Source organism: Yokenella regensburgei (assembly GCF_003634235.1).
GTDB classification, from domain to species: domain Bacteria; phylum Pseudomonadota; class Gammaproteobacteria; order Enterobacterales; family Enterobacteriaceae; genus Yokenella; species Yokenella regensburgei.
In genome coordinates this window covers 1,720,632-1,737,632 of sequence record NZ_RBIZ01000003.1, presented here as the reverse complement: position 1 = coordinate 1,737,632, position 17,001 = coordinate 1,720,632, and the positions used below count along the sequence as shown (strand labels likewise).

Here is a 17,001-nt window from a genome sequence, read left to right as displayed (position 1 = left end):
CTGCATATTATCCCCGATCGTCAGGCATTCGCCAACCTTCGCGAAGGAGGGGTGAAAAAGAGATCGCCGGAGACTTTCTGCGAAAGGGTTCGTGCCACCAGCCCCAGCAGGATACACAGCCCCAGGCTGGCAAACGGATAGACCAGCAGCACCGCCAGCTCAAAGGCTCCGCTGTGCATGCCTTCCGCCAGATAGCCCAGCATCAGCAGACTGAGTGCCTCCACCACAATACGATGAGTGGTGTAAATGGCGAGGGTGTTCGAGCCGACCACGTTCAGCAGGCTATTTTCCCGGGATTCGACACGGCGGCTGACGGCATAAAACAGCTTCATGATGATGAAAATCGACAGCAGCGATAAAAACAGCGGCGTGCGGGCAAGCCAGGTGACGACTGCCACGGCGGCAAACGCGGCGAGTGGGAGCCAGTAGCGACGAATATTGAAGCCTTTCATCCACTCCATCAGCGCAGCGCCGTACCACGAACCGAGCGCGTAATAGATAACATTGCGCAGGACGCTGTTCATCCCCCACCATGGGGTCGGGATAAAGTTAATGGCGATACTGAGCAGGGCCAGCGCCAGCAGCATGGGCAGTTTAAAGCGGCTGGTGAGCTTGCAGAGCGTAAAGTAGACCACCAGTGCGTACAGATACCACAGGCTGGTGCCGGCGGTCAGCATGCCGTAGAGGAACTGCCCAACGCTGCCGGCATAGGCGGCGTTGCTGCTGTTGCTCAGTTCACGTTCCGGTGCCAGCCACAGATTGAGGTGGCTTAACGCCAGCCACTGCAGCACGCCCCAGAGCAGCAGAACATAGGCAATCGCCCAGATACGCTTGCGATAGCAATCGCGCCATGAGACGTCATCGATGTAGCGGCGGATCAGAAAACCAGAGATAAAGAAAAAGACCGGCATACGAAACGGCGCCAGATACAAATTGAAATAAACCCAGCACTTAGAGAGCGTCTGGGACCACGGGTGCTGAAAGCCGCTGAGGTGGGGATAGAAAGTGATCACCGAGTGGTAGACGACCACCAGGCAGATACATAGCCCCTTGATTTGATTAATCCATAATGCTTTTTGCTTCATCACGCTAAGCGCCTTTTATTACCATAAACGAATGGCCGATCCTGACGCGTCATGCCGGTGATGTAACCAGTAACGTTCTGTATTTGGTTCATTTTCAGATAAGTATCAGTGGGTGGCTATCTGACTTCTCGCATTTACGCTCTGCGCTTTCGCTTATATACTCGTGCTTCTAAATCAGTAACCAGACGGATTACATGTACCAACCTGTCGCTTTATTCATTGGCCTGCGCTACATGCGTGGGCGCGCAGCGGACCGCTTCGGTCGCTTTGTCTCCTGGCTGTCGACTATCGGCATCACGCTTGGCGTGATGGCGCTGGTGACCGTGCTGTCGGTGATGAACGGTTTTGAACGCGAGCTGCAAAACAACATTCTGGGGCTGATGCCGCAGGCGGTGCTGAGCGCGGAGCAGGGTTCCTTGAATCCACAGCAGCTGCCGGCAAGCGAAGTTAAGTTACAGGGTGTCACGCGCGTGGCCCCGCTCTCCACCGGCGATGTGGTGCTGCAAAGTGCCCGCAGCGTGGCGGTTGGGGTAATGCTTGGCATTGATCCTGCACAGAAAGATCCGTTGACGCCGTTTCTGGTGAACGTGAAGCAAACCGCGCTGGAGCCGGGTAAATACAACGTTATTCTTGGCGAGCAACTGGCCGGGCAACTCGGCGTGAACCGTGGTGACGAAATCCGCGTGATGGTGCCGTCTGCCAGCCAGTTTACCCCGATGGGCCGCGTACCGAGCCAGCGTCTGTTTACCGTTATCGGGACTTTCGCCGCCAATAGCGAAGTCGATGGCTACCAGATGCTGGTGAATATTCAGGATGCTTCCCGCCTGCTGCGCTACCCCATTGGTAACATCACCGGCTGGCGCCTGTGGCTCGACAAGCCGCTGCAGGTCGATACCCTGAGCGAGCAAAAACTGCCGGCGGGAACCAAATGGCAGGACTGGCGCGAGCGTAAAGGCGAACTGTTCCAGGCCGTGCGGATGGAGAAGAATATGATGGGGCTGCTGCTGAGCCTTATCGTCGCCGTGGCAGCCTTCAATATCATTACCTCGCTGGGTCTGATGGTCATGGAGAAGCAGGGGGAAGTCGCTATCCTGCAAACCCAGGGGCTGACGCCGCGACAAATTATGATGGTGTTTATGGTGCAGGGCGCAAGTGCCGGGATCATCGGCGCGCTGCTCGGCGCGGTGCTGGGAGCATTGCTTGCCAGCCAGTTGAACAACCTGATGCCGATAATCGGTGCCTTCCTTGACGGTGCGGCGCTGCCTGTGGCAATTGAGCCGCTACAGGTGGTGCTGATTGCGCTGATTGCTATGGTGCTGGCTTTACTTTCTACGCTGTATCCTTCATGGCGCGCTGCCGCCACACAACCCGCTGAGGCTTTACGTTATGAATAAGATCCTGTTGCAATGCGACAACCTGTGCAAACGCTATCAGGAAGGCAGTGTCCAGACTGACGTACTGCACAACGTGAGCTTCAGCGTGAAAGAAGGCGAGATGATGGCGATCGTCGGCAGCTCCGGCTCGGGGAAAAGTACCCTGCTGCACCTGCTGGGCGGTCTTGATACCCCGACCTCTGGCGATGTCATTTTTAGCGGTCAGCCGCTGAGCCAGCTCTCATCCGCGGCGAAGGCCGAGCTGCGTAACCGCGATCTCGGGTTTATCTACCAGTTCCACCATCTGCTGCCGGACTTTACCGCCCAGGAAAACGTGGCGATGCCGCTGCTGATTGGCAAGAAAAAACCGGCAGAAATTGAAAAGCGCGCGCTGGAGATGCTGCAGGCGGTGGGGCTTGGGCATCGCGCTCATCATCGCCCGTCGGAGCTCTCCGGCGGCGAGCGCCAGCGTGTGGCGATTGCCCGCGCGCTGGTCAATAACCCCCGTCTGGTCCTGGCGGATGAGCCGACCGGTAACCTCGATGCCCGCAACGCCGACAGCATCTTCCAGCTGCTGGGTGAACTGAACGTTTCGCAGGGCACCGCATTCCTGGTGGTGACGCACGACCTTCAGCTGGCGAAACGCATGAACCGTCAACTGGAAATGCGCGACGGTCGCCTGACGGAAGAAACGACCCTGATGGGAGCTCTGTAATGGCCTCCCCGTTATCGTTACTGATTGGCCTACGCTTTAGCCGAGGGCGTCGCCGCAGCGGCATGGTGTCGCTTATCTCGGTGATTTCTACCGTCGGTATTGCCCTCGGTGTCGCGGTGCTGATTGTGGGCCTCAGCGCCATGAACGGTTTCGAGCGTGAACTGAACAACCGCGTTCTGGCGGTGGTGCCACACGGTGAAATCGAGCCGGTGAACCAGCCGTGGAACAACTGGAATACGGCGCTTGAGAAAGTCGAGAAGGTGAAGGGGATCGAGGCTGCCGCGCCTTATATCAACTTCACCGGGCTGATTGAGAGCGGCAGTAACATGCGCGCTATTCAGGTGAAGGGCGTGGATCCCGCTCAGGAGAGTCATCTCAGCGCTTTGCCGTCGTTCGTACTGAATAACGCCTGGGCCAGCTTCAAGGCCGGTGAGCAGCAGATAATCCTGGGTAAAGGGGTGGCGGACTCCCTCAAGGTGAAGCAGGGTGACTGGGTTTCCATCATGATCCCGAACGCCGACTCAGACCACAAACTTCTGCAGCCAAAGCGCGTGCGTCTGCACGTGACTGGCATTCTGCAACTGAGTGGCCAGCTCGATCACAGCTATGCCATGGTACCGCTCGCAGACGCGCAGCAGTATCTGGAGATGGGCAGCAGCGTCACCGGTATCGCGATTAAGGTCAACGACGTGTTTAACGCCGCCAAACTGGTGCGTGATGCCGGCGAGGTGACCAACAGCTATGTCTATATCAAGAGCTGGATAGGCACCTATGGCTATATGTATCGCGACATCCAGATGATCCGCGCCATCATGTATCTGGCGATGGTGCTGGTGATTGGCGTCGCCTGCTTTAACATCGTTTCAACGCTGGTGATGGCGGTAAAAGACAAGAGCGGCGATATTGCGGTGTTGCGTACGCTCGGGGCGAAGGATGGCCTGATCCGCGCGATTTTCGTGTGGTATGGTTTATTAGCCGGGCTGCTGGGCAGCCTGATAGGCGTGGCCATCGGTGTGATTTGCGCCCTGAATCTGACCTCAATTATCAACGGCATTCAGAAGCTGACCGGACACCAGTTCCTGTCTGGCGATATTTACTTTATTGATTTTCTGCCGTCCGAGCTGCACTGGCTGGACGTCATTTATGTGCTGGTAACGGCACTGTTGCTGAGTCTGCTGGCAAGCTGGTATCCCGCCCGCCGCGCCAGCCGAATTGACCCGGCGAGGGTGCTAAGTGGCCAGTAATTTGTCATGATCCGGCGGGTTACCGCCAGGGTCAACAAGAGGAATGAACCATGTTCTACGGATTTGACATTGGCGGTAGCAAGATAGCGCTGGGTGTATTTGACGGGCAGCGGCGATTGCAGTGGGAAAAACGCATCGCCACCCCAAAAGACAGCTATGAATCCTTTCTGAATGTGGTAGCTGGCCTTGTGGCCGAAGCCGACGCGCAGTTCGGTGTGAAGGGCTCCGTCGGGATTGGTATTCCCGGCATGCCGGAAACGGCAGATGGTACCCTGTATGCCGCTAACGTACCTGCCGCCAGCGGTCGCCCGCTGCGCGCCGACTTAAGCAAACGGCTGGACCGCGACGTGCGGCTCGACAACGACGCCAACTGTTTTGCGCTTTCCGAAGCCTGGGACGACGAGTTCACCCAGTATCCGCTGGTGATGGGACTTATTCTGGGCACCGGCGTCGGTGGCGGTATTGTGCATCACGGTAAATCGATAACCGGGCATAGCTACATTACCGGGGAGTTCGGCCACATTCGTCTGCCGGTGGATGCACTGGAGGTGGTCGGGCGTGATTTCCCGTTAACCCGCTGTGGCTGCGGTCAGCTCGGCTGTATTGAAAACTACCTCTCTGGCCGTGGTTTTGCCTGGCTGTATGAGCACTACTACCAGCAGCCGTTAACCTCACCTGAGATTGTGGCCCTGTGGTCGCAGGGCGATGCCTGCGCGCAGGAGCACGTAGAACGCTATCTTGATTTGCTTGCCGTGTGTCTTGGCAATATTCTGACCATTGTCGATCCTGATTTACTGGTGATTGGCGGTGGATTGTCTAACTTTAGTGCCATAACCGACGGGCTGGCGGCGCGGTTGCCGCGCCATCTGTTACCCGTCGCCCGCGTGCCGCGCATAGAGCAGGCGCGTCATGGGGATGCGGGAGGAATGCGCGGTGCCGCGTTCCTCCATCTTACCGACTAAGACAGGGGTTGTTATGCAGTCGCGCCGTTTACATCGACTCACTCGCTTTCGCCTTAACAAACGTCGGCTGCGCGATCGCCTGCGTCAGCGGATTTTCTTCAGAGACAGCATGGTACCGGAAGCAGTAGAGAAACCGAGAGTGGTGGTCCTGACCGGTGCCGGAATTTCGGCGGAGTCAGGCATTCGTACCTTTCGGGCGGCAGACGGCCTGTGGGAAGAACATCGGGTTGAGGATGTCGCTACCCCCGAGGGGTTTGCGCGCGATCCGGCGCTGGTGCAGGCGTTTTACAACGCACGCCGCGCAGAGCTCCAGCAGCCAGAGATAGTGCCTAATGCGGCTCACCAGGCGCTGGCGCGTCTGGAAGCGGCGCTGGGCTCCCGTTTCTTGCTGATCACCCAGAACATCGATAATCTGCACGAACGGGCAGGGAACCAGCATATTATTCATATGCACGGGGAACTGCTGAAGGTGCGCTGCTCCTGGAGCGGTCAGGTGCTGGAATGGACGGGTGACGTCACGGCGGAAGACAAATGCCATTGCTGCCAGTTTCCGGCACCGCTGCGTCCGCACGTGGTGTGGTTTGGCGAAATGCCGCTGGGGATGGATGACATCTACAGCGCGCTGGCAATGGCGGATGTGTTTATCGCCATCGGCACCTCGGGGCACGTGTATCCGGCGGCCGGGTTTGTTCATGAGGCAAAACTGCACGGGGCGCATACGGTTGAACTCAACCTTGAGCCAAGCCAGGTGGGCAGCGAGTTCGAAGAAAAGCACTATGGACTGGCAAGCCAGGTCGTACCGGAGTTTGTTGATAAACTTCTGAAAGGCTTATGATAAAAAAAACGGAGCCCGCAGGCTCCGTTTTTTATTACCGACCGGCTTTCAGCTTCTGGTAATACTCTTCATAAAGACGGCTGGCATCGCCGACGTCGTCCTGCCATTCACCTTTCTTAACGGTGTCCGCATCCGGATACAGTGACTTGTCGTTGGCAACCTGCGGGCTCAGGAGCTTGCGCGCTGCCAGGTTCGGCGTTGGGTAGCCAATGGTTTCTGCTACCTGTTTTGCCACTTCCGGGCGCAGCAGGAAGTTAATCAGCTTCAGGGCGCCATCAACGTTCTTCGCGTTGGCCGGGATAGCGAGGCTATCCATCCAGAAGATGCCACCTTCTTTCGGCCAGACGATCTCCAGCGGTGTGCCGGCCTGACGGGCCACAAACGCTGAACCGTTCCACACCATCCCCAGATTTACTTCCCCTTCCATATACGGGTTAGCCGGGTTATCAGAGTTGAACGCCGCCACGTTTGGCATCAGTTTTTTCAACTCGTTATACGCTGCTTCAATTTCTTTCGGGTCAGTCGTATTGCCGGAGTAACCGAGCTTACGCAGCGCCATCTGGAACACTTCACGGGCGTCGTCGGTCAGCAGCAGGCTACCTTTGTATTCCGGCTTCCACAGATCAGCCCAGCTGGTCACGGTCTTCGGGTCAATCGCATCGCTGTTGACGCCAATCGCCGTCGCACCCCAGATGTAAGGGATCGAGTAGTCGTTGTTAGGATCGAACGATTTGTTCAGCATTGCGGGATCGAGGTTATGGAAGTTGGTCAACTTCGTTTTATCGATCTGCTGCAGCATGCCTTCTTTGCGCATTTTGGCGACGTAGTAGGTGGACGGAACCACCAGATCGTAGGCGCCTTCTTTATAGGTTTTGAGTTTGGCATACATGGTTTCATTCGACTCGTAGGTCGAATAAATGACCTTAATGCCGGTCTCTTTGGTGAACTGCTCCAGCAATCCAGGCGGTACATACTCCGTCCAGTTGTAGAAGTAGAGCGTTTTGCTGTCGTCCGCGTGCGCTGCGTTCATGCCGAAGGCAAGAGCACCCGCCGCGAGCAGGTGGCGTGACCATTTTTTCATTTTAACGTCCCCTGAGTTTTATCACGTGCAATAAGCTGGCTGAGGATAACCATCACCAGCGATAACACCAACAGAATAGTCGCCAGCGCGTTCACCTCAGGCGAGACGCCGACTTTCACCATCGAGTAAATCTTCAATGGCAGAATTTCATAACCCGGGCCGGTGACGAACGAGGAGACCACCACGTCGTCCATCGACAGGGTAAAGCTCAGTAACCACCCGGCGGCAACGGCGGGCATTGCCAACGGCAGAATGATTTTACGCAGGATAGTGAGCTCGCTGGCACCTAAATCCTTCGCCGCTTCCAGCATACGCACGTCAAAACCTTTCAGGCGAGAGTAGACGGTAACTACCACAAACGGCAGGCAGAAGGTGATATGCGAGAACAGCAGCGACCAGAAGCCGAGCTGTACACCCAGCAGCATAAACAGCACCAGCAGAGAGATTGCCATGACGATGTCCGGTGACATCATCACCACAAACAGCATGCCGCTGACGAACGGTTTACCGCGGAAACGGTACCGATACAGCGCCACGGCGGTGAGTGAACCAATTAGCGTGGCAAAAGTGGCGGAGAACACCGCCATGGTCAGCGAGTGCTGTGCCGCCTGTAGCAGACTGTCGTTGTTCATCAGCAGGCTGTACCACTGGGTGGAAAATCCCTGCCAGTTGATACCAAAACGCGAGCTGTTAAAGGAGTTAACGATCAGAATGATGATCGGGATATACAGGTAGGCGTAAATGGCAGTCATGAAGCTGCCGCGAAGCAGGCGACCGATCATGCCAGTACCGCCTGGTAACGAAGCTGAGAATTCAGTTTTAGAGTGCTGAAATACTTCAATTTTTTGCTTTTCTCCAAAATATCTCCAAAACTTTTCACCACACGGAAAACAAAGAAAATCCGCCGTTGATGTTCAGGCCGCGCATTTTACAACAAAATGCCGGGTAAACGGGACCAAAAATCCCATTTTTACAAGCGGAATATCCTCTGACCCTCCTGGAGAAGCCGATGTCGCACATAAGAAAAAGACGCCAGAAGGCGCCTTTTTTCACGTTTACCGCCTCACAACCTACTCATTGTTCCTGAAATGCATGGCGTAGCTGACCGGTCCCTGGGCGTAGTTGGTTTTCCCTAGCCAGTCTGATGAGTAACCGACAGCCACCGGCGCCGGGTTCTGCGGTTTTTCCGGCGTGCCGTTAACGTAACCGTCGGAATACTTGGCGATTAATCGGTCGGCAAGCTGCCACCACTGCGTGACCACGTTACCTGCTTCTGCAGCGGCCAGGCGGGTTAAACCGTTCACATCAAGCTTCCCGGATGCCGCGTCGGCCTCCCAGGCGGCAAGTACCGCTTCACCCTGGGCCTCAAGCTGTTGTTGAAGAGGGCGAATATCCACCTTGCACATCCGTTGGTAGTTGAGTCGCGCCCAGTTGGCGACAAAGTCGAACGCCCACCAGGCAACGTCCCGGCTGAAAACCTGCGGGTCCCCGGTCTGATAGCTTTTCGGCAAATCTGTCATTTTGGCCGGAAAAGGGGTAAAGCAGGTGGTATAAGCTACGTCCGGGCCAAACCAGCAGACACCTTTCGTCAAATCCGGCGCCGTGGGGCGGACTTCGCACACTGAAATATATCCCTGATAGAAGATAGAGATGGCGCGCTCCCAGGCGCCATACAGAACTTCGCTGGAGATATTATTCTGCGCGCCGTCGTAAGGGCCAATAAAGCGGTTCGGATCGCCATAGGGCCCGGCGGCAATGCCCTGCGTCAGGTCAAACTCGGTACCTTCATAGTGATCGCGATAGAGACTGAAAATATCGTGCCGCGAAAGCGGTCGGGAGGGAGGAATAGAGAACGGATAGTCGGTGGTGTAGCCTTTCCCGTTGACCCATGGGCTGAGTGCCAGATCCGGATTTACCCGATCGAATACCCGCCACACGCGCCGCAGTGAGTAATAGGGGTGAGAATACTCCCCCTCGCTCACCGTGGGCAGCCAGTCGAGAGGACCGTCGGCAGGTTTCCACCAGCCGATTTTTTCCACCCCCGGCTCCAGTAATGGCGACCATAGCTGATCGGGATTGCCCTTCTCCAGTACCCGAATGCGAAATTCGTTGGCGGCGACGAATACCTCGCCGTCGGGGACGCGCTGTGCGGCCCAGGCAGAGTGATATTTTTCGTCCGGAAGCGCACACATTTCAAAGACCCAGGCCTCGTTTTCATCCCCCACCAGCAGCGTTTCTCCGGTGGAGAAATAGCCGTATTCGTCAATAAGGCTGCCCATCAGCTCAACGGCCTCTCGCGCACGGGTGCAGCGCTCCAGCGCAATGCGCGACAGTTCGGCGCTGTAAAACAGGCGGCACTGCTTCCCTTCCCGGGAAGCCTCCTCCTGCGAGACGTGGTTCGGCTGGAATTTCGCGCCGTTGGTGCATTCACCAAACATCAGGTTGTGCTCGTTCATCACCCCGTAGCTACCGTCATAATAGGCCCAGGTATGCGCGACCTGCGGGATCAGACCAATGAGCGGCGTTTCAGGATAGCCCGGCAGTGCATAATTTGGCCCTCTGGCATAACTCACCAGTCGCGGGTAAGGGTCAGCGCTGCCGTCGACCACGCCGCGTTCTGCCCCCGGCGGATGGTCCTGTGCTGGCACATAGATAAGCCTCTGGTCAGACAGCTCGTTGTCATCGGAATGCGTAACGCGCATAGCGCCATCCGCACAGGCGCTCCGGGTAAAGATCATGGTTGTACACATGCGGTTGCCCCATTTTCGCTCAGCGTGAATACCAGACGCCAATCTGCGCGCCAATGTTGGTGACAATACCGCCGGTACCTGCGCTGCTGGTGGGCAGAACTGGGCGCTGCGGGAAGTGCTGGCCCTGGTCGTTCATAAACACCAGCTGCTTGTTGGGAAGGTTCTGGTAGATGATGGCGAAGGAGGAACCGCCGTAGTTGAACATGCCCATTTCCTGGCCTTTTTTCACCTTCGCGCCTTGCTTCATCGCCGGGTCAAACGCGATGGTTGAGACCTCGCTCATGCCGAGCGGAATGCAGCAGACGTAGCCGTAGTCGGGGGTTTTGAAGACGATAATCCCGCGCGCGTTGACCTCGCAGAGATAGGGGAGCGAGGCCGTGGTTGCGCCGCCAAAATCTGGCAGCACCAACTTGTTGAAGAACGCCCCCGGAACAGCAATCGGATCGAAGAGAACTTCACCGTTCACCGGCACCCACCAGCGGTGGAAGTTATAGGGGTTGAGGTAGGTCTGGAAGATGTACCCGCCGGTAAACATATCCACCAGGCCATATTTGTCGATAACCGCCTGCTGCTTCGGATCGGCTGAGCTCAGAATATCCTTCAGGGAGTAGTTCATGTCCTTGAACCAGAAGGTATCGTTTTTAGCTACATTCCAGTCCCAACGGAAGAGTGAGCCATCGTTGGGGCAATTGACTATCTGGTTAGAGGATGGGGCAGCAACCGGTCGTGCTTGAGCCGGATCTTTAAACTGCCGGGTGAAGAAGGAGTTCCACGAGGTCCAGTAGGGGAGCTTCTCGCTGTCTTTTTTCCACAAATCGAACTGGTACATTTTTTTGGCATCGGGTGAGAGCCACTGCTGGCCGTCCACGCTGAAACCAGCACCAGACGCCGGCGTACCCAGATATTTGTGCCATTCATTGAGTACGGCCCGCATTTTGGCATTAAATTGCGGCAAACCAAACAGCGCGGAGCCTGAAAGCGTTGGATCAATACCGACGGTAAAGGCGGAAAATGGCAGACCAACCAGATCGTTATTAATAAAGCGCGGCCACCAGGTGAGCAGCGTATTACAGACGGCGGCGAAGTATTCCGCATCCGAAATACGTGGCAGTGGTACGCCATCAGTATCCAGCCCCTGCGTATTGAGCATTGTAAGATTCTGCCGACAAGCGTCCTGCATGAGCCAGGTGGCAATAGGATCGTTTTTCAGGAAATTAAGTAAATCCTGTACCACCGGAGAGAAACCTCCTGTGGCACTGGCAATACGCTCAGCTATTTGTTCATGGAAGGCCTGCCAGGCGTTACTTTCACGGGATGGAAGCCAGCCGGTACGCAGGCTGCTGGGATAGGGCAGAACTTCGAACTGATCGTAGGTTTGATGTTTTTTCACGGCTTACCTCCGGGATAAATCAGATGATTTTGGAAACAAGCACAGCTGGTGTAGGACGGCAGAGAATATCCGCCATTGATGAGTATTATTCCGCCTTGATTAATTATCCATCAGGCAAAAATGTTTATTTTGTAAGCAGGTTAGGGGATATATTCTTGCGGGATATATTGATTGTATAACAGGGGATTAAATTATTTTCTTTGTCCCATTGGTAAGCAAGGCTAAATATTAATTTAGCCTTGCTTATTATATCGACTGGGATAATTTAGCTATCTATTTCGGACACCTTTTTATTCAGCAGGCGAGATGCGCGCCAGTACACCAGCAGCATTAATCCCATCACCACCGTCAGCGTAATGCTGGTGGCGGCGCCGAACGGCCAGTCGCGGATATTGAGGAACTGACTCTTAATCACGTTACCGATAAGCAGGTTTTTCGCACCGCCCATCAGATCCGAGACGTAGAACAGCCCCATCGCCGGCAGCATCACCAGCAGACAGCCCGCGACAATGCCCGGCATAGTCAGTGGAATGATGATGCGGATAAACGTCTGCATTTTATTGGCACCGAGATCCCGCGCGGCTTCCAGCAGCGGTTTATCCAGCTTCTCAATACTGGAGTACAGCGGCATCACCATAAACGGCAGCAGGATATAGACCAGGCCAATAATGACGGCCCCGGGGGTGTACATAATACGTATCGGTGTATCAATAACCCCAAGCCAGAGCAGAAACTCATTCAGGTACCCTTTGGTACTGAGGAATATCTTCAGACCGTAGATACGAATAAGTGAGTTGGTCCAGAAAGGAACAATCAGCAAAAACAGCAGCAGCGGGCGCACCTTTTTCGGCAGGCGGGCCAGGAACCAGGCAAACGGATAGCCCAGCAGCAGACAGGCGAGCGTAGCGATCACCGCCATGTTCAGGGAATGCAGCAGCACCTGAAAATAGAGCGGATCCATCAGACGCGCATAGTTATCAAGTGTAAACACCATCTTGACGAAGCTTGCGTCATCGCGGGTCAGGAAACTGGTGACGATGATCATCAGGTTGGGCAGAAAGACGAACAGCACCAGCCAGGCGACAATGGTGGCAATCACCACCTTTTGAAATTTACTGGTGTTCTTCATCGGCCAGCACAACCTCCCAGCTTTCGACCCATTTGATGGCCATTTTCTGGTCCAGAGAGTGGTCAAAGTCAGGGTCGTCTTCGTTGAAGAACTCACTGACCATCACCATCTTGCCGTTTTCAAGCTCGACCACCGACTCAAGGGTCATGCCCTTGTAGTTACGTTCGCGCACATAGCCGACCAGCCCTTCAAAAGGCTTATCGTCGTTGATTTCATCTACGCGCAAATCTTCCGGGCGCAGCAGTACGTTCAGCGTCTGGCCTGGCTGAACCGCGAAGTCGACGTAGATATTACCTTCACGACCTTCGACGTTAGCGCGAACCCGCTTCTCGTCGATGCGTTCAATCACCGTGGCGGTAAAAATATTGATCTCACCAATGAAGCTTGCCACGAACAGGTTCTTCGGCTCTTCATAGATTTCGCGCGGCGTTCCGTCCTGCTCAATGCGACCATCACGCATTACCACGATGCGATCCGACATGGTTAACGCTTCTTCCTGATCGTGGGTAACGAACACGAAAGTAATGCCGAGCTTACGTTGCAGCGCTTTAAGTTCGTTCTGCATCTGCTTACGCAGTTTGTAATCGAGGGCCGAGAGGGATTCATCGAGCAGCAGCAGGCGCGGCTTATTGACGACGGCGCGGGCGATGGCGACGCGCTGCTGTTGGCCGCCGGAGAGCTGGTGCGGCTTGCGCTGAGCAAACTCTTCGAGCTGAACCATTCGCAGCGCGTCGTTCACGCGGGGTGTCAGCTCCGCTTCCGGCGTTTTCTGCATCCGCAGGCCGAAGGCGACGTTTTCAAAGACCGTCATATGGGGGAACAGCGCGTAGCTCTGAAACACGGTATTGACATGCCGGTCTTCAGCGGGGACATCGGTGATGTCATGGTCTTCAAGATGGATCCGGCCAGTGTCGACGTTTTCCAGTCCGGCAATCAGGCGAAGAACGGTGGTTTTACCGCAGCCAGAAGGGCCAAGCAGGGTGAGAAACTCACCATTTTTGATGGTCAAATTGAGATCGGAGATGACCGTTTTACCATCAAAGCTTTTGCTTATCCCCGCCAGTTGCACCAACGGTGAAAGCGAACGCGGTTGTGTATTCAATTTTTTACTCTGTCCCATGTAAACGCAGCGGAACGCGACCGGTGCGGGGTTTGTGGTTGACCACCTTGGTGAATCTTAATGAGGGCGGACATTCTACGGCAAACCGCTGCAATCGCCAATCCTTGTTACGTATTGATAAGCTACCTTTATTTCAGCAGGTCGGGGGGTGAAAAAAAATGGGTATCTGCGGGGTAAAAGTGACCTGACGCAATATTTGTGTTTTCGTGCTTCCTGATAATGTTTGCACAATTAGTGGGGGTGACTACATGGATAAATTACTTGAGCGTTTTTTGCACTATGTTTCTCTGGATACGCAGTCGAAGCCTGGCGTCCGTCAGGTACCGAGCACCGAGGGGCAGTGGAAACTGTTACGTTTGCTCAAAGAACAGCTTGAAGAGATGGGGCTGGTTAACGTCACTCTGAGCGAAAAAGGGACCGTGATGGGGACTATGCCGGCCAATACGGCAGGCAATATCCCGGCCATCGGATTCATTTCGCATGTGGATACCGCACCCGATTTCAGCGGTAAAAACGTCAATCCGCAGATTGTGGAAAACTATCGTGGGGGAGATATCGCCCTCGGTATCGGTGATGAAGTACTGTCACCGGTGATGTTCCCGGTTCTGCATCAGCTGCTGGGCCAGACGCTCATCACCACCGACGGCAAAACGCTGCTCGGCGCTGATGATAAAGCCGGCGTGGCTGAGATAATGACCGCGCTTGCCACCCTGAAAGAGAAAAACATCCCACACGGTGATATCCGCGTGGCGTTTACGCCCGATGAAGAAGTGGGAAAAGGGGCGAAGCATTTTGACGTTGCCGCCTTTGGCGCGAAGTGGGCCTATACCGTCGACGGCGGCGGCGTGGGTGAGCTTGAGTATGAGAACTTCAACGCGGCATCAGTGACCATCAAAATCGTGGGTAACAATGTGCACCCAGGTACTGCCAAAGGGGTAATGGTGAACGCGCTGACGCTTGCCAGCCGTATTCATGCCGAAATCCCGGCCGATGAGACGCCGGAAACCACCGAAGGCTACGAGGGCTTCTACCACCTGGCGAACATGAAGGGCACCGTCGATCGCGCTGAAATGCACTACATCATTCGTGACTTCGACCGTAAAAAGTTTGAAGCCCGTAAGCGCAAGATGATGGAGATTGCGAAGAAGGTAGGTAAAGGTCTGCACCCGGATTGCTACATCGAGCTGGTTATCGAAGACAGCTACTACAACATGCGCGAGAAGGTGATGGAGCATCCGCATATCCTGGAAATCGCCCGCAAGGCGATGCAGGATTGCGACATCGAGCCGCAGTTGAAGCCGATTCGCGGTGGTACCGACGGCGCGCAGCTCTCCTTCATGGGCCTGCCGTGCCCGAATCTGTTTACCGGTGGCTACAACTATCATGGCAAGCATGAGTTCGTCACGCTCGAAGGGATGGAGAAAGCGGTGCAGGTTATTGTGCGTATCGCGCAGCTAACGGCGAAGGGATAAGTTGTTCGCCCGTGCCGGATGCGCTGCGCTTATCCGGCCTACAAAACGGTAGGCCCGGTAAGCGCAGCGCACCGGGCAGAACAGCAAAGGATCTGCTTCGTGTCTGACTATCGTCGTTCTTACATTAACGGTGGAACCTGGTTTTTCACCGTCAACCTGAAAAACCGTCAAACCGAATTGCTTACCCACAACATCCAGACCCTACGGCTTTGCGTCAAAACTGTGATGCAACGGATGCCGTTCACCATTGATGCCTGGGTTGTTCTGCCTGAACATATGCACTGTATCCGGACGCTGCCGCCAACTGAAAGTGATTACTCAGGTCGTTGGCGAGAAATTAAAAAGTCGTTTACCCGTTCGTTGGGCGTCGGTGGGCTCTGGCAACCGCGGTTCTGGGAGCATACCATTTGTGATGAAACCGATTACCGTCGTCACGTGGATTACACCTACTTTAACCCGGTCAAACATGGTTGGGTGCAACGTGTACAAGATTGGCCCTTTTCCAGTTTTCATCGTGATGTCCGCTCCGGATTGTATCAGCGGGACTGGGGTGGGGATGTTATTGAGATGAATGCTGGCGAGCCGACATAACTCCGTAGGCCTGATAAGCGTAGCGCATCAGGCAACACTGCCGGGTAGGACTACGCCTTACCCGGCCTACGATCCTTTTGCAGGATTTTTTAGAACTTAGTCCTCGAAGAACCAGTACCCGCTGTTGACCAGCGCGGCCAGCATCGCGAGGAACGGTGCGTCTTCAAGCGCAGCGCCGAAGTGCTCATGAGTCAGCACGATATGGCTGGCGAGCGCGGCGAGGGCCGGACGGTGCGGGGAGTCAACCTTCTCGCCGTTGACGTACACCTCTTCACCAATACGCACGACGCGCAGGCCACCCAGACGAACCAGTTTATCGCCCTGTTGCAGCGCATCGTAGATTTCATCCGGCTGATACGGCGGCTCCGGCGGAGAGATGTCCAGCTCGTGGCGAGACTGGGTGATAAACTCGCCAAGCCACTGGTCAAAGTGCTCCGGCTGATTCATCAGATCAACCATCATCGCCCGCAGACGGTCACGCTCGACGGGCAGGATATCGGCCGGATGCTCGCGGGAGGGGACGTCGGGATCGGTATAACGCAGGCTACCCAGTTCGCGCTGCAGCACATAATCGGCAAAGCCGCTGATGAGTTCACGCCCGTTTGGCGCACGGAAACCCACCGAGTAGTTCAGCGAGTTTTCCAGCGAATAGCCTTCGTGCGGGAAGCCTGGCGGAATATAGAGGATATCGCCTGGTTCCATCTCTTCATCGATGATGGCATCAAACGGGTCTACCTGCAGGAGGTCCGGATGCGGGCAGTGCTGCTTCATCGGGATCTTTTCACCTACGCGCCAGCGACGGCGGCCGGTACCCTGAATAATAAACACGTCATACTGATCGAGGTGCGGGCCAACGCCGCCGCCGGGGACGGAGAAGGAGATCATCAGATCGTCCATGCGCCAGTCCGGCAGCGCGCGGAACGGGCGCATCAGCGCGGCCGTGGGTTCGTGCCAGTTGTTCACCGCCTGGACCAGCAGCGACCAGTTGCTTTCGCCAAGGTGATCGTAGCTGTCGAACGGCCCATGGCTGACCTGCCATTTACCGTCGAGGTGGCTGACCAGCCGACTGTCGACTTCGTTTTCCATTGCCAGCCCGGCAAGCTCGTCAGGGCTGATAGGGTCGACGAAATTATTGATGCCCCGTTTCAACACGACCGGGCGTTTTTGCCAGTAGCGTTCGATGAATTCGGGCCAGTTAAGTGTGAGATGGTAGTCCATAGTATTTCTCGCAGGCAGGTTCTACACGGATTATAA

The 17,001-nt window shown here is 55.5% G+C and carries 15 protein-coding genes; 7 read left to right on the top strand and 8 right to left on the bottom strand.

Annotation, left to right across the window (positions count from 1 at the left end; translation table 11 throughout):
• Positions 1–20: 20 nt before the first annotated feature.
• The gene (locus C7387_RS08545) at positions 21–1,085 is read right to left on the bottom strand and encodes an acyltransferase family protein (RefSeq protein ID WP_006819508.1); all 1,065 of its coding nucleotides are present in this window, start codon (positions 1,083–1,085) and stop codon (positions 21–23) included.
• A gap of 194 nt (positions 1,086–1,279) precedes the next feature.
• On the opposite strand from C7387_RS08545, the gene lolC reads away from it, so the two are divergent.
• From lolC to cobB, 5 genes are read left to right on the top strand one after another with little or no spacing between them, the layout of a single operon-like run.
• Positions 1,280–2,479, top strand: coding sequence for a lipoprotein-releasing ABC transporter permease subunit LolC (gene lolC, locus C7387_RS08540; RefSeq protein ID WP_038258177.1), 1,200 nt, complete (start codon positions 1,280–1,282; stop codon positions 2,477–2,479).
• A complete protein-coding gene (gene lolD / locus C7387_RS08535) occupies positions 2,472–3,173 on the top strand; it encodes a lipoprotein-releasing ABC transporter ATP-binding protein LolD (RefSeq protein WP_006819511.1) in 702 nt (233 codons plus the stop codon). The genes lolC and lolD overlap by 8 nt, the downstream gene beginning before the upstream one ends.
• On the top strand, positions 3,173–4,417 hold the full coding sequence (gene lolE, locus C7387_RS08530; protein ID WP_040903474.1) for a lipoprotein-releasing ABC transporter permease subunit LolE: 1,245 nt from the start codon (positions 3,173–3,175) through the stop codon (positions 4,415–4,417). The genes lolD and lolE overlap by 1 nt, the downstream gene beginning before the upstream one ends.
• Before the next feature lie 50 nt (positions 4,418–4,467).
• Positions 4,468–5,379, top strand: a complete 912-nt coding sequence (nagK, locus tag C7387_RS08525; protein ID WP_120816512.1) for an N-acetylglucosamine kinase — start codon at positions 4,468–4,470, stop codon at positions 5,377–5,379.
• Positions 5,380–5,392: 13 nt separating this feature from the next.
• A complete protein-coding gene (gene cobB / locus C7387_RS08520) occupies positions 5,393–6,214 on the top strand; it encodes a Sir2 family NAD+-dependent deacetylase (protein ID WP_038258171.1) in 822 nt (273 codons plus the stop codon).
• 34 nt (positions 6,215–6,248) lie between these two features.
• Here cobB and potD read toward each other — a convergent pair whose 3' ends face one another.
• The 6 genes from potD to potA all read right to left on the bottom strand — a co-directional run bounded on the left by potD (position 6,249) and on the right by potA (position 13,684).
• A complete protein-coding gene (gene potD, locus C7387_RS08515; protein WP_006819515.1) occupies positions 6,249–7,295 on the bottom strand; it encodes a spermidine/putrescine ABC transporter substrate-binding protein PotD in 1,047 nt (348 codons plus the stop codon).
• Positions 7,292–8,077 (bottom strand): spermidine/putrescine ABC transporter permease PotC, encoded by a 786-nt coding sequence (potC, locus tag C7387_RS08510; RefSeq protein WP_006819516.1) that lies wholly within the window; start codon positions 8,075–8,077, stop codon positions 7,292–7,294. Before potC ends, potD begins: the two co-directional genes overlap by 4 nt.
• A gap of 288 nt (positions 8,078–8,365) precedes the next feature.
• Positions 8,366–9,997: a dipeptidase gene (locus tag C7387_RS08505; protein ID WP_244922357.1), complete on the bottom strand. Its 1,632-nt coding sequence runs from the start codon at positions 9,995–9,997 to the stop codon at positions 8,366–8,368.
• 67 nt (positions 9,998–10,064) lie between these two features.
• Entirely contained in the window at positions 10,065–11,435 is a 1,371-nt protein-coding gene (locus tag C7387_RS08500; RefSeq protein ID WP_006819519.1) for a phosphatidylserine decarboxylase family protein, read from the bottom strand.
• 265 nt (positions 11,436–11,700) lie between these two features.
• Positions 11,701–12,564, bottom strand: coding sequence for a spermidine/putrescine ABC transporter permease PotB (gene potB / locus C7387_RS08495; RefSeq protein WP_006819520.1), 864 nt, complete (start codon positions 12,562–12,564; stop codon positions 11,701–11,703).
• Positions 12,548–13,684, bottom strand: coding sequence for a spermidine/putrescine ABC transporter ATP-binding protein PotA (gene potA, locus C7387_RS08490; RefSeq protein ID WP_038258160.1), 1,137 nt, complete (start codon positions 13,682–13,684; stop codon positions 12,548–12,550). The genes potB and potA overlap by 17 nt, the downstream gene beginning before the upstream one ends.
• 248 nt (positions 13,685–13,932) lie before the next feature.
• On the opposite strand from potA, the gene pepT reads away from it, so the two are divergent.
• Together pepT and C7387_RS08480 are read left to right on the top strand one after the other, a co-directional pair.
• Positions 13,933–15,156, top strand: coding sequence for a peptidase T (gene pepT, locus C7387_RS08485; protein ID WP_120816510.1), 1,224 nt, complete (start codon positions 13,933–13,935; stop codon positions 15,154–15,156).
• Between the two features lie 99 nt (positions 15,157–15,255).
• Complete coding sequence (locus tag C7387_RS08480) at positions 15,256–15,747, top strand: REP-associated tyrosine transposase (RefSeq protein WP_120816739.1); 492 nt, start codon at positions 15,256–15,258, stop codon at positions 15,745–15,747.
• A gap of 96 nt (positions 15,748–15,843) precedes the next feature.
• Here C7387_RS08480 and C7387_RS08475 read toward each other — a convergent pair whose 3' ends face one another.
• Positions 15,844–16,965: a ribosomal protein uL16 3-hydroxylase gene (locus C7387_RS08475; protein WP_120816509.1), complete on the bottom strand. Its 1,122-nt coding sequence runs from the start codon at positions 16,963–16,965 to the stop codon at positions 15,844–15,846.
• Positions 16,966–17,001: the final 36 nt, after the last annotated feature.

Coding starts and splice junctions, on each gene's coding strand:
- C7387_RS08505 (WP_244922357.1), bottom strand. CDS start 9,997: ATGCGCGTTACGCATTCCGATGACAACGAGCTGTCTGACCAGAGGCTT.
- pepT (WP_120816510.1), top strand. CDS start 13,933: ATGGATAAATTACTTGAGCGTTTTTTGCACTATGTTTCTCTGGATACG.
- C7387_RS08475 (WP_120816509.1), bottom strand. CDS start 16,965: ATGGACTACCATCTCACACTTAACTGGCCCGAATTCATCGAACGCTAC.
- lolE (WP_040903474.1), top strand. CDS start 3,173: ATGGCCTCCCCGTTATCGTTACTGATTGGCCTACGCTTTAGCCGAGGG.
- lolC (WP_038258177.1), top strand. CDS start 1,280: ATGTACCAACCTGTCGCTTTATTCATTGGCCTGCGCTACATGCGTGGG.
- lolD (WP_006819511.1), top strand. CDS start 2,472: ATGAATAAGATCCTGTTGCAATGCGACAACCTGTGCAAACGCTATCAG.
- C7387_RS08545 (WP_006819508.1), bottom strand. CDS start 1,085: ATGAAGCAAAAAGCATTATGGATTAATCAAATCAAGGGGCTATGTATC.
- potD (WP_006819515.1), bottom strand. CDS start 7,295: ATGAAAAAATGGTCACGCCACCTGCTCGCGGCGGGTGCTCTTGCCTTC.
- nagK (WP_120816512.1), top strand. CDS start 4,468: ATGTTCTACGGATTTGACATTGGCGGTAGCAAGATAGCGCTGGGTGTA.
- potB (WP_006819520.1), bottom strand. CDS start 12,564: ATGAAGAACACCAGTAAATTTCAAAAGGTGGTGATTGCCACCATTGTC.
- cobB (WP_038258171.1), top strand. CDS start 5,393: ATGCAGTCGCGCCGTTTACATCGACTCACTCGCTTTCGCCTTAACAAA.
- potC (WP_006819516.1), bottom strand. CDS start 8,077: ATGATCGGTCGCCTGCTTCGCGGCAGCTTCATGACTGCCATTTACGCC.
- potA (WP_038258160.1), bottom strand. CDS start 13,684: ATGGGACAGAGTAAAAAATTGAATACACAACCGCGTTCGCTTTCACCG.